This window comes from Corallococcus sicarius, from assembly GCF_003611735.1.
Classification (GTDB): Bacteria; Myxococcota; Myxococcia; order Myxococcales; family Myxococcaceae; genus Corallococcus; species Corallococcus sicarius.
This window is the reverse complement of the sequence record NZ_RAWG01000282.1, coordinates 1-12843: the sequence shown is the minus strand read 5'-3', so window position 1 is coordinate 12843 and position 12843 is coordinate 1. Positions and strand designations below refer to the sequence as shown.

Sequence of the window (12843 nt, the reverse complement as noted above, 5' to 3'; positions counted from 1 at the left end):
GGAAGCCAGCCCCCCGCCCCCAGCACCGGAAGGAGGCAGGCTCCCCCTCCCAATGTCGTTGGCGGGACGCAAGCCGGGGCTCGCGGGCTTCTCGACGCTCGCGCCCGCTCGTGCGAGCGTCTCGGCCCGTGACTCCCTACGACAAGATCTTCGAGAACAACCAGCGCTGGGCCGAGGAGCAGCTGCGCTCGGATCCGGACTACTTCACCCGGCTGTCGCAGTCGCAGCAGCCGGACTTCCTGTACATCGGATGCTCCGACAGCCGCGTCCCGGCCAACCAGATCATGGGGCTGGCGCCCGGTGCCGTGTTCGTGCACCGCAACGTCGCCAACCTGGTGAACAACGTCGACCTCAACGTGATGGCCGTCATCAACTACGGCGTCCGGCAGCTCGACGTGAAGCACATCATCGTCTGCGGCCACTACGGATGCGGCGGGGTGCAGGCCGCGATGCAGCCCAAGGACCTGGGCATCCTCAACCCGTGGCTGCGCAACATCCGCGACGTGTACCGCTTCCACAAGCAGGAGCTGGACGGCATCCAGGACAAGGCCCAGCGCTTCGACCGGCTGGTGGAGCTCAACGTCCTGGAGCAGAGCATCAACATCATCAAGACGGCCGCGGTGCAGAAGTCCTTCCTGGCGCGCGGCTATCCCACGGTGCACTCGTGGGTCTTCGACATGCGCAACGGCATCATCAAGGACCTCAAGCTGGACTTCGAGCAGACCCTCCACAACATCCAGGAGCTCTACGACCTGACGAAGGACTGACGGCCCCTTCTCAAGAGGCCTGCCGTTCGCCCAGGGCCCCGGAGCGCCCCGGGGGCAGTTGCCGCAAGCAGGCCCGGAGCTGCTGCGCCAGGAGGTCGACGTTGGGGGGCGCCAGGATGGTGTGGTGGGTGCCCGGAATCCGGTGGACCTGGAGGCCGCCGCTCGCCAACGGGCGCCAGCCGTTGTCCTGCTCCTGGATGACGGGGTCGAAGACCTCCGTGGCCTGCAAGAGGACGACGTCGCCCCCATAGGGCCCGGGCGCATAGACGGACAGGGCCCGCAGGTGGTGCTCCAGCAGCTTCCTCAGGGCGACCAGGCGGGGATGGTCGTCCAGGTGTCCCGCGAACTGCTGGAGCTCGAAGGCGAGCAGATCCTTCACCACCTCGCCGAGGTTCGAACCGGGCGGGAGCAGCATCCCGGGGTGGGCGTGCGCATCGATGAGGGCGAGGAACTCCACCTCCTCGCCCCGGGCCTTGAGCTGGCGGGCCATCTCCCAGGCGATGTCGCCGCCCATGGACCAACCCATGAGGCGGTAGGGCCCGGAGGGCTGCACCTGCCGGATGTTGTCCAGATAGAAGCGGGCCATCGCATCAATCGACTGTCCTGGCTCCTGGGTGCCGTCGAGTCCCTGCGCGCGCACCCCGTAGAACGGCTGATCCGGATCCATCCGGCGGGCCAGCTCCGCGTAGCAGAAGACATCCCCGCCCACGGGGTGGACGCAGAAGAGGGGAGGCAGGGTGCCGCCCGCGTTGAGGAGCACGAGGGGCGAGGCTCCCGGTGACTCTTCAGGGGGGACGGAGGCCGCGGGCTGGAGGGCGGCCGCGAGCGCGGCGATGGTGGGGGCCTCGAAGAAGCGCTTCGGGGCGATCTCCACGCCCAGGGTCTCCTGCACCCGCGCCAGCATGACGATGGAGAAGAGCGAGGAGCCGCCCATCGAGAAGAAGCTGTCGTGCACACCGGGGGTGGGCACCTCCAGCACCTCGGTCCAGATGGCGGCCAGCGATTCCTCGACGGGCGTGCGCGGCGCGACGAACGCGATGGGCGCGCCCTGGCCGGGCCTGGGGGCCTGCTGGCGCAGGGGCGGCAGTTCGAGCGGGGCCTCCGGAGGCAGCTGGCTGAGGGGACGGTGGGGGTTGGCGGCGATGCCATCCAGCAGGGCGTGGAAGTGACGCGTCAGGCGCTCCACGGAGGCGTGCTCGAAGAGGTCCACGCAGTACTCCAGGTGGGCGCTCAGCGCTCCGTCCTCCATGTTCATCTCAAGGACGAAGTCGAACTTGGAGGCGCCGGTATGCACCGGCACCGGCTCCACGCGCAGGCTGGAGAGCGTCGGCGCCTGCATGGGCGCGTTCTGCAGGGCGAACATCACCTGGAAGAGCGGCATCCGGCTCAGGTCGCGCTCCACGCCCAGCGCGTCCACCAGCTGCTCGAAGGGGACGTCCTGGTGGGCGAACGCGGCCAGCGACGCCTCGTTCACGCGTGCCAGCAGTTGGACGAAGGTGGGGTCCCCGTCCAGGCGGGTGCGAAGCACGAGGCTGTTGATGAAGAAGCCGATGAGCGGCTCGGTCTCGTTGCGCGTGCGGTTGGCGATGGGCGTGCCGACGCAGATGTCGTCCTGGCCGCTGTAGCGCCCCAGCAGCGACTGCCAGGCGGCCATCAACACCATGAAGAGCGTGGAGCCCGACTCGTGCGCCAGTTGGTTCAGGCCGGCCACCGTGGGCGCGGGAATGCGGAAGGAGACAAAGTGGCCGCGGTGGCTCTGGAGCGCGGGCCGGGGCTTGTCGGTGGGCAGCTCGAGGATGGGGGCGCCCTGCAGCTGCTGGCGCCAGTAATCCAGTTGAGCGTCGAGGACGGGCCCCTGCAGCCACTGGCGCTGCCACGTGGCGAAGTCCGCGTACTGCACCGGCAGCTCGGGCAGGGGCGAGGGGCGGCCCTGGGTGAAGGCCTCGTAGAGCGCGGCCACCTCGCGCACCAGCACGCCCATGGACCAGCCGTCCGCGACGATGTGGTGCATGCCCAGCAGCAGCAGGTGCTCGCGGTCGCCCAGCTTGAGCAACTGGGTGCGCAGCAGCGGAGCGGTGCTCAGTGAGAAGGGCCGCTGGGCCTCTTGCAGCGCCAGCTCGCGGGCCTGGGCCTCACGCTCCTGCGCGGGCACCGCGGTGAGGTCCACCGCGGGCAGGCTCCAGCCGTGCGGCGGGTGGATGAGCTGCTGGGGCGAGCCCTGGTGCGTGGAGAAGGTGGTGCGCAGGGCTTCGTGTCGGCGCACCAGCTCCTCGAAGGCGCGACGCAGGGACTCGACGTCCAGGGCCCCTTCGATGCGCAGGGCCGCGGAGATGTTGTACGAGGCGTCGCCCGGGCGGAGCCGGTCGAGGAACCACAGCCGCTGCTGGGCGAAGGACAGCGGCAGCGCGCCCTCGCGGGGCACGCGTGTCAGTGGCAGGACGTCACTGCGCTCCTCTGTCAGGACGCGCTTCGCGAGGGCTTCCACCGTGGGGGCCTCGAAGAGGGCGCGCAGGGGCAGCTCCACGCCCAGCTCCGCGCGGACGCGTGAGACGACCTGGGTGGCGAGCAGGGAGTGGCCGCCCAGCTCGAAGAAGTCGTCGTGTACGCCGACTCGCGGCAGGCGCAGGACCTCGGCCATGAGGGCGGCCAGCTTCGCCTCGGTTTGCGTGCGCGGGGCCACGTACTGCCGGGAGGAGTCCGTCGCCTCGGGCGCGGGCAGGGCCTTGCGGTCCACCTTGCCGTGGGCCGTCAGGGGCAGGGCCTCCAGCCACACGAAGGTGGAGGGCACCATGTACTCGGGCAGCGCCCGGCGCAGGGACTGCTTGAGCGCGTCCTGCTCCAGCGCGGGGCCCGACCGTGGCACCACGTAGCCCACGAGGCGCTTGTCGCTGCCTTCTCCACGGACCACCACCACCGCGTCCTTCACCGCCTCGTGCTGGGCCAGCGCCGCTTCAATTTCTCCCAGCTCGATGCGGAAGCCGCGCAGCTTCACCTGCTGATCAATGCGTCCCAGGAACTCCACGCGCCCATCCGGCAGGTAGCGCGCCAGGTCTCCGGTCCGGTACATCCGGCTGCCGGCGGGGCCGAAGGGGTCGGGGATGAAGCGCTCGGCTGTCAGCGCCGGGTTGTGCAGGTAGCCGCGCGCCAGGCCCGCGCCGCCGGTGTACAGCGCTCCGGCCACGCCCACCGGCACGGGCTGCAGGTGTTCGTCCAGCAGGTACACCTGGGTGTCGTCAATCGGCCGGCCCACGGGCACCGAAGAGGCTCCTTCGCGCAGCTCCTTCACCGGCTCGCAGCAGGTGATGGTGGTGTTCTCCGTCGGGCCGTAGGCATTGATGAGCTGGCATTGCGGCAATTGCTGGCGCAGGCGCCGCGCGTGCACCGGAGAGACGACATCGCCTCCCGCCAGCAGGAAGCGCAGGCCCTGGAGCGCGTCCAGGTGGTGGTCCACCATCTGGGTGAAGAGGGACGCCGTCAGCAGGACCGTGGTGACGCGGTGGCGGCGCAGCTGGTGGCCCAGCGCTTCGAGGGACAGCGCGCCGGCATCCGCCACGGCGACGGTGGCGCCGTTGAGCAGGGCCGACCAGATCTCGAAGGTGGCCGCGTCGAACGACACGGCGTTGACCTGCAGCACCACGTCGTCCGGGGTCAGGTGGATGTAGTTGGACGCGAGCGCCAGGCGGACGACGCCCCGGTGGGGAAGACCGACCCCCTTGGGCCGTCCGGTGGAGCCGGAGGTGTAGTTGATATAGGCGAGCTGCGCGGAGGACGCGCCAGGGGCGGGGAGGGCCGGAGCGCAGGCGGCGATCGCGGCGGCCTGCGTGTCCAGACACACGACGCGCGCGGCGGTGTCGGGCAGCCGGGGCAGGAGCGCGGAGGAGGTGAGCAGCAGCCGGACGCGAGCGTCCTCCAGCATGTAGGCCAGGCGGTCGCGCGGGGCGTTCTGATCCAACGGCAGGTAGGTCGCGCCGGCCTGGAGGATGCCCAGCAGGCAGATGACGGTGTCGGCCGAGCGCTCCAGGAACAGGCCGACGACGGACTCCGGCCCCACGCCCTGGGACTGGAGGTAGGCGGCCAGGACGCGGGAGCGCCGGGAGAGTTCCCGGTAGGTGAGCCGCGTGTCGCCCGCCACCAGCGCGGTGGCTTCGGGAGTGCGGGCGGCCTGCTCCTCGAAGAGCTCGTGGACGCAGCGGTCCAGGGGGTGGCCGGAGTCCGTGGTGTTCCACTGCACCAGCAGCGTGTGGCGCTCCTCGTCGCTCAAGAGCGGCAGCGTCGCGAGGGGCTGCGCTGGCATGGCGATGATGCCTTCCAGCAGCCGCTGGAAGTGGCCCACCAGCCGGGCCGGAGTCCGGGCTTCGAACAGCTCGGTGCTGTACTCCAGCGTGCCGCTCAGCCCCTCGGGCGTCTCGGTGAAGACGAGGCTCAGGTCGAACTTCGCCGTCCGTCCCTCGAACTCGAGCGGGGAGAGCGTCAGGTGGGGCAGCCGCATCTGCCCCATGGGCACGTTCTGCAGGGCCAGCAGGGATTGGAAGAGGGGCGTGTGGCTCAGGCTGCGCCCGGGCTGCAGCGTCTCCACCAGCTTCTCGAAGGGGACGGCCTGGTACTCATACGCCTCCAGCACCGTGCCGCGCACCTGTCGCAGCAGGGTGCGGAAGTCCTCGCCGCCGTCCACCCGGGCGCGGAGCACCAGGGTGTTGACGAAGAAGCCGATGAGCGGCTCGGTCTCCGCGTGGGTGCGACCCGCGATGGGCGAGCCGATGCTGAGGTCCGTCTGGCCGGAGTAGCGCGACAGCAACACCTGCCAGCTCGCCAGCAGCGCCATGAAGAGCGAGGCGCCTTCCTGGTGGGCCAGCGCCTTGAGGCCATCGACCAGCCTGCGCGGGAAGGTGAAGCCGAGCGAAGCGCCCGCCACGCCCCGCACGGCGGGACGGGGCTTGTCGGTGGGCAGCTCAAGGGTGGGGGCGCCCTGTAACTGCTGGCGCCAGTAGTCCAGTTGAGCGTCGAGGACGGGGCCTTGCAGCCACTGACGCTGCCACGCGGCGTAGTCGGCGTATTGCACCGACAGCTCGGGCAGGGGCGAGGGGCGGCCCTGGAGGAAGGCCTCGTAGAGCGCGGCCACCTCGCGCACCAGCACGCCGATGGACCAGCCATCCGAGACGATGTGGTGCATGCCCAGCAGCAGCAGGTGCTCGCGGTCGCCCAGCTTGAGCAACTGGGTGCGCAGCAGCGGGCCGGCGCTCAGTGAGAAGGGACGCTGAGCGTCTTGCTGCGCCAGCTCGCGGGCCTGGGCCTCGCGTTCCTGCACGGGCATCGCGGTGAGGTCCACCGCCGGCAGGCTCCACGCGTGCGGCGGGTGGATGAGCTGTTGGGGCGAGCCCTGGTGCGTGGAGAAGGTGGTGCGCAGGGCTTCGTGGCGGCGCACCAGCTCTTCGAAGGCGCGACGCAGGGCCTCGACGTCCAGCGCCCCTTCGATGCGCAGGGCCGCCGCGAGGTTGTACGACGCGTCGCCGGGCTGGAACTGATCGAGGAACCACAGCCGCTGCTGGGCGAAGGACAGCGGCAGCGCGCCCTCGCGGGCCACGCGCGTCAGCGGCAGGACGTCACTGTGCTCCTCTGTCAGGACGCGCTTCGCGAAGGCCTCCACCGTGGGGGCCTCGAAGAGGGCGCGCAGGGGCAGCTCCACGCCCAGCTCCGTGCGCACGCGCGAGATGACCTGGGTGGCCAGCAGCGAGTGGCCGCCCAGCTCGAAGAAGTCGTCGTGGATGCCCACCCGCTCCACCCCGAGCAGCACGCCCCAGGTCGCGGCGATGCGCTCCTCGGTGGGCGTCCGCGGCGCGACGTAGGGCCTGGCTTCCTCCACCCGGCTGCCCTCGGGGGCAGGCAGGGCCTTGCGGTCCACCTTCCCGTTCGGCGTCAGCGGCAGGGCCTCCAGCGGGACGAAGACGGACGGCACCATGTATCCGGGCAGCCGCTGCTTCGCGAAGGCTCGCAGGGCGCCTGCGTCCAGCGTCTGCTGGGGCCTGGGGACGGCGTAGGCCACCAGCCACTTGTCGCCACCGCCGTCCTCCCTCGCGACGACCACGGCCTGCGCCACGGACGGGTGCTGGCCCAGCACCGCTTCAATCTCTCCCAGCTCGATGCGGAAGCCCCGCACCTTCACCTGGAAGTCCGCGCGGCCCAGGTACTCCACCGTGCCGTCCGCGCGCCAACACGCCACATCGCCGGTCCGGTACAGCCGCGCTCCTGGCTCCGTGCTGAACGGATCCGGGATGAAGCGCTCGGCGGTCAGGTCCGGCCGTCCCAGATAGCCGCGCACCACGCCCTCACCACCGATGTACAGCTCGCCGGCCACGCCCACCGGGACGGGCTCCAACGACGCATCGAGGATGTAGAGCTGCGTGTTCGCGATGGGCCTGCCAATGGGGACCGGCCCCCCTGCCGCATCCACAGGGTGCGTGGAGGACCACACCGTGGTCTCCGTCGGGCCGTACATGTTCAGCACCGACGGCACGACGCGCGTCAGCTCCGCGGCCAGCGCCGGTGGCAGCGCCTCACCGCCCACCATCCACTGCCTCAGCGTGGAGAGCGCCTTGCGCGCCGTGGGCTCCAGCATCAGCGCGCGTGCCAGCGACGGCGTGCACTGCAGATGCGTCACCTGGTGCCGCACGAGCTGCTCGGCCAGCCCGTCCACGCCTGTGCCGGCCACGACCACCTGGAAGCCCCGGCTCAGCGTCCAGAGCAGCTCCAGCACGGAGATGTCGAAGGAGATGCTCGTCACCGCCAGCCAGACACCCGGGGTTGCGACGTCCAGTCGGGCGTCCATCGCCGCGAAGAAGTTGAGGACGTTGCGGTGCTGCACCACCACGCCCTTGGGCCGGCCGGTGGAGCCCGACGTGTAGATGACATACGCGGCGTTGTCGGGCCGGGCACCGCCCTGGACGTCCGCCCGCGCCTCCCCGGCGGACTCCTCCAGCGCATCCACGCACACCACCGCGCCGCCGTGCGGGAGCAGGTCCGTCAGCCGCCGCTGCGTCACCAGCACCGGCGCGCCCGAGTCCTCCAGCATGAGGGCCAGCCGCTCGCGCGGGTACGACGGATCCAACGGCACGTAGGCGCCGCCCGCCTTCAACACACCCAGCAGGCCCACCACCATGTCCAGCGAGCGCTCCACGCACAGGCCCACCCGCACGTCGGGCCCCACGCCCACGGCCCGGAGCCGTGCCGCGAGCCGGCTGCTGCGCAGGTCCAGCTCGCCATAGGTGAGCGAAGCGTCCTGGTAACGGACCGCCACGGCGTCCGGCGTGCGCCGCACCTGCTCCCGGAACGCCACCGGCACGGTGTGCTCGCGGTTGAAGTCAGCGCGGGTCTGGTTCCAGTCCGTCAGCACCTGCCGCCGCTCGCTGGCCGTCAGCAGCGGCAGCTCCGAGAGACGCCGGTCCGGCGCGGCGACGATGCCCTCCAACAGCGTGCGCAGGTGGCCCACCATCCGGTCCACGGTGGTGGCCTCGAACAGGTCGCGGTTGTACTCCAGCGAGCCGGTGAAGCCCTCCGCGGTGTCGTTGAGCGACAGGCTCAGCTCATACGGAGCCACGCCGGTGTGCAGCTCCACGAGTCGCGAGCCCAGTCCGGGAAGCTGCGGCGCGCCGACCTCTCCCTGGAGGACGAACAGCACCTGGAACAACGGCAGGTGACGCTGGCTGCGCTGCGGCCGCAGCACCTCCACCAGCTTCTCGAACGGTGTCTCCTGGTGGGCGTACGCCCCCAGCGCCATCTCCCGCACCCGGCCCAGCAGCTCCCGGAAGGTGAGGTCGCCCGACAGCCGCGCGCGCAGGACGACGAGGTTGAAGAACGGGCCAATGAGCTCGCGCAGCTCCGCGCGGCTGCGGCCAGCGATGGCCGTGCCGACGCTGAGGTCCTCCTGTCCCGAGTGGCGATGCAGCAGCGCCTGGAAGCCCGCCAGCAGCAGCATGAAGGGCGTGACACCCTCGCGCTGACAGAGGTCCTTGAGCGCCCTGGACAGCTCCCCGGACAACCGCACCGGACGTGTAGCGCCCTGGTACGTCTGCACGGCCGGGCGTGGGCGGTCCGTGGGCAGCTCCAGGGCAGGAGGCGCGCCCGCGAGTTGCTCACGCCACCACGCGAGCTGCGGGTCGAGCACGTCGCCCTGGAGCGCGTCGCGCTGCCAGAGGGCATGGTCCCCATACTGGAGCGGCAGCACCGGCAGCGGCGAGGGCCGGCCCGCGCTGAAGGCGCCGTAGAGCACGCCCAGCTCCCGGAGGAGGACGCCCATGGACCACCCATCCGAGATGATGTGGTGCATCGTCGCCACCAGCAGGTGGTCCTGCGCGCCCAGCCGGAGCAGCGTGGCGCGCAGCAGGGGGCCGCGGCTCACGTCGAAGGGCCGGCGTGCCTCCTCGGTCGCCCGCCGCAAGGCCTCCTGCGGCCGGGACGCTTCGGGCCACGTCTCCAGCTCCACCACCTCGATGCGCAGCCGTCCCTCCGGAGAGACGACCTGCACGGGCTGACCGTCACGGGACTCGAACGTGGTGCGCAGGACCTCGTGCCGACGGATCAGCTCCTCGAAGCTCTGCTCCAGCGCTTGGAGGTGGAGGCGGCCCTCCAGCCGCAGCGCGCCCGGGATGTTGTAGAGCGGGCTGCCCGGCTCACGCTGCTCGAAGAACCACAGCCGCTGCTGCGCGGAGGTCAACGGCAGCTCCCGCCGCGTCGGCGCGCTTCGTGGCGGGGCGACCGGTGCCGGTGCCGCGGGCTTCAGCATCGACTTCAGGGTGAACAGCTGCCACGCCAGCTGCGACAGCGTCGGTCCCTGGAGGAGCAGCTCCATCTGCAGGGGCACTCCCAGGCCCTGCTCGATGTCGTGCGACAGCTCCACCGCGGTCAGGGAGTCCAGGCCGTGGCGGGTGATGGGGACGTGCGGATCCACATGCTCGCGCGCGACCTTCAGTCGTTCAGCGAGCCGTTCCACCAGCCAGGCCTCGATGCCCGCGGCCGTGCCCGGCTTCGGCGGTTCGGCCCGCACGGGCTCCTGCCGTGACACGGAGGCGGTGCGCGCGGGGGCCTTCGCTGGCGCATCCGAACGCTTCCACGCATGCACGGCCCGCAGCTCCCCGGCGACGAACGCCGCACGGCTGGCGTGCCGCTGGATCTTCCCGCTCGAGGTCTTCGAGATGCTCCCGGGCTCGATGAGCACCACCGCATCCACCTGGACCTCGTGCACCTCCGACAGGCGCTGGCGGATGGCGTCCACCACCTCGGCGGGGTCGGCTTGCAGGCGCGTATCCAGCTCCTGGACCAGGACCAGCCGCTCCTCGCCGTCCACCTCGGTGGAGAAGGCGGCGCCGCACCCCGGCCTCAGCGCGGGGTGGCTCTGCTCCACCGTCTGCTCCAGGTCCTGCGGGTAGACGTTGCGTCCCCGCAGGATGATGAGGTCCTTGAGGCGCCCGGTGATGAGCACCTCTCCGTCGCTGGCCACCACGCCCAGGTCTCCGGTGCGCAGGTAGTGCCGGGCGCTGCCCCCGTGAGCGGGACGCGCCTGGAAGGAATGCGCCGTCTCGGCCGGCTTGCGCCAGTAGCCGCGCGCCACGCTCGGCCCGCTGACCCAGAGCTCCCCCACCTGGCCCGCCGCGCACGGCTCCAGCGTCTCGGGGTTGATGACGAGGACCTCTTGATCCGGCAGCGTCTGTCCGCACCCGACGTAGGTGCGCGCCTCCGGATCATCCGGACGGACGGGCACCGCCCGGCTGTGGGCCAGCGCTCCGGCATCCAGCGTGTGCAGCACGGGCTCACGCCGCGCGGTGCCGCCGGTGACGATGAGGGTGCCCTCCGCCAGGCCGTAGCAGGGGTAGATCGCGTCGCGGCGGAAGCCGTGCGGCGCGAAGGCCTGCGTGAAGCGGTCCAGCGTCTCCACGCGGATGGGTTCAGCGCCGCAGAAGGCCACCTCCCAGCTGCTCAGGTCCAACTGCTGACGCTGCTCAGGCGTGCTCTTTCGCACGCACAGGTCGAAGGCGAAGTTGGGGCCTCCGCTGAGGGTGCCCCGGAAGCGGGAGACGGCCTCCAGCCAGCGCATGGGGCGGCGAAGGAATGACAGCGGTGAGAGGATCGCCGCCTCGATGCCCGCGAAGAGGGGCTCGAGGATGCCGCCGATGAGCCCCATGTCGTGGTACGGCGGCAGCCAGATGACCCCCACGCTCTCGCGCGGGCGCACCCGGAAGGCGTGCGAGATGAGCCCCAGGTTGTGCAGCAGGTTGCCGTGGCTGAGCATCACGCCCTTGGGCGTGCCGGTGGAGCCGGAGGTGTACTGGAGGAAGGCGAGCGCGTCCGCCGCGAGCCCCTCGGGCCGGGACCAGCCGGCCTCCAGGCCCGCGGGCAGCTCGTCCGTCGCCATCCAGTGCAGCTCGCGGAAGTCTGGCGCCTGCTCGAAGATGAACTCCGCCATCGACAGGATGCCGGACGTGGTGAGCACCACCGACGCCTGCGCATCCTGGATGATGGCGCGAAGCCGCGGCAGGGTGCGGTCCAGCCGCGTCGGGTCGGGCGGGTAGGCGGGCACGGCCACCACCCCGGCGTAGAGGCACCCGAAGAAGCCCGCGACGTACTCCAGCCCCGGAGGGTAGAGCAGCAGCACCCGCTCCCCGGCGGGCACCCGCTCCCGCAGCGCCACCGCGATGCGCCGCGCGCGCTGATCCAGCTCCGCGTAGCTCAGCGGCTGCTCTTCGCCTTCTTCGTCACCGAGGAACGTGAAGAGCCGCCGCGCCCCCTCCGAATCAGCGCGGTGCAGCAGGAGGTCCACGAGCGAAGCCGGGGCGTTGCGGGAAGAGGCGCTCATCGGAGGGTTTCCAGACGGTATGGGAGCAGGAGGACTGGAGGCCGGAGGGAGGGCTACGGCAGCGCGAGCGCCCTGCGCAGCACGGCGTAGTGCTCAGCGCGCGAGCGGTGCGACACCTCGGCGTTGGCCAGGGTGTCGAAGCCGTGGAACGTCCCGGGGTAGTGGTGCAGCTCGGTGGGGATGCCTGCCTCCACCAGCCGCTGCGCGTAGTGGATGCCTTCGTCCCGGAGCGCGTCGATCTCCGCCGTCATCACGTACGCCGGAGGCAGGCCTCGAAGGTCGGTCGCACGCATCGGCGCCGCGTACGGCGACGGCACGTCGCGGCCCCGCTGGGGGCCCAGGTAGTGGGACCACATGTGCTCCGAGTTCTTCCGGTTCCAGCCCGGCGTGTCGATGAAGGCCGACATGGAGGGCGTCACCATGCGGTCGTCCGTCACGGGGTAGAGCAGCAGCTGGAAGGCAGGCCTCGGCCCTCCCCGGTCTCTCGCCATCAACGCGACGGCCGTGGCGAGCGCGCCGCCCGCGCTCGCCCCCGCGACCGCGATGCGCGACACGTCGATGCGCAGCTCCGCGGCGACCTCCACCGTCCACGTGAACGCCGCGAAACAGTCATCCAGGCCGGCGGGAAACGGATGCTCGGGGGCCAGGCGGTAGTCCACGGAGATGACGACCGCGTTCGTCAGCTTCGCCATCTCCAGGCAGCGCGGGTGCTCGAAGTCCAGGTCCCCGATGGCGAACGCGCCCCCGTGGAAGTAGACGACCGCGGGCGAAGGTTCGCGCCGATCCTTCGGGACGTAGATGCGGACCGGAACGCCGGCCCCCACCAGGCGGTCGCTCACGGTGACGCCGGGCTCCTCCAGCCTCCAGAGGCCCGCGGACGCGGAGAGCTTGATCCACCGGTTCATCTTGGTGCGGACGGTGCGCGGATCGCTGTAGTCGAGCGTCGGCAGCAGCGCCATGGCCCGCGTGATCTCAGGACTCACGGCCATCCCGCGAGTTCACCAGCGCGTACGCCGTGCGGAGCGTGCGGATGGCGATCAAGTCCTCGGGCTTCGGCTCGGCCTCGTAGCCCCGCTGCTCCTCGACGAAGGCGAGGAACGCGAGCAGGAGCAGGGAGTCGAGCACCCGCGTCTCGACGAGGTTGGTATCCGGATCCAACGCCGCCGGCTGCACGCCCAGCCCCGTCAGGAACTTCTGCGCGCGCGCGATGAACTCACTTTCGGTGGGGGGCTC

At 71.1% G+C, this 12843-nt stretch carries 4 protein-coding genes; 1 reads left to right on the top strand and 3 read right to left on the bottom strand.

What is annotated here, in order from left to right:
- Positions 1-128 precede the first annotated feature (128 nt).
- The gene (locus D7X12_RS31990; RefSeq protein ID WP_120629027.1) at positions 129-767 is read left to right on the top strand and encodes a carbonic anhydrase; all 639 of its coding nucleotides are present in this window, start codon (positions 129-131) and stop codon (positions 765-767) included.
- 10 nt (positions 768-777) lie between these two features.
- Here the strand turns inward: D7X12_RS31990 and D7X12_RS31985 are convergent, their stop codons facing one another.
- The 3 genes from D7X12_RS31985 to D7X12_RS31975 all read right to left on the bottom strand — a co-directional run.
- Entirely contained in the window at positions 778-11610 is a 10833-nt protein-coding gene (locus D7X12_RS31985; RefSeq protein ID WP_120629026.1) for a non-ribosomal peptide synthetase, read from the bottom strand.
- Positions 11611-11663: 53 nt separating this feature from the next.
- Complete coding sequence (locus tag D7X12_RS31980; protein ID WP_120629025.1) at positions 11664-12599, bottom strand: alpha/beta hydrolase; 936 nt, start codon at positions 12597-12599, stop codon at positions 11664-11666.
- The coding region (locus D7X12_RS31975; RefSeq protein ID WP_208719405.1) for a phosphopantetheine-binding protein at positions 12583-12843 on the bottom strand (261 nt) is incomplete at its 5' end. The genes D7X12_RS31980 and D7X12_RS31975, both read right to left, overlap by 17 nt.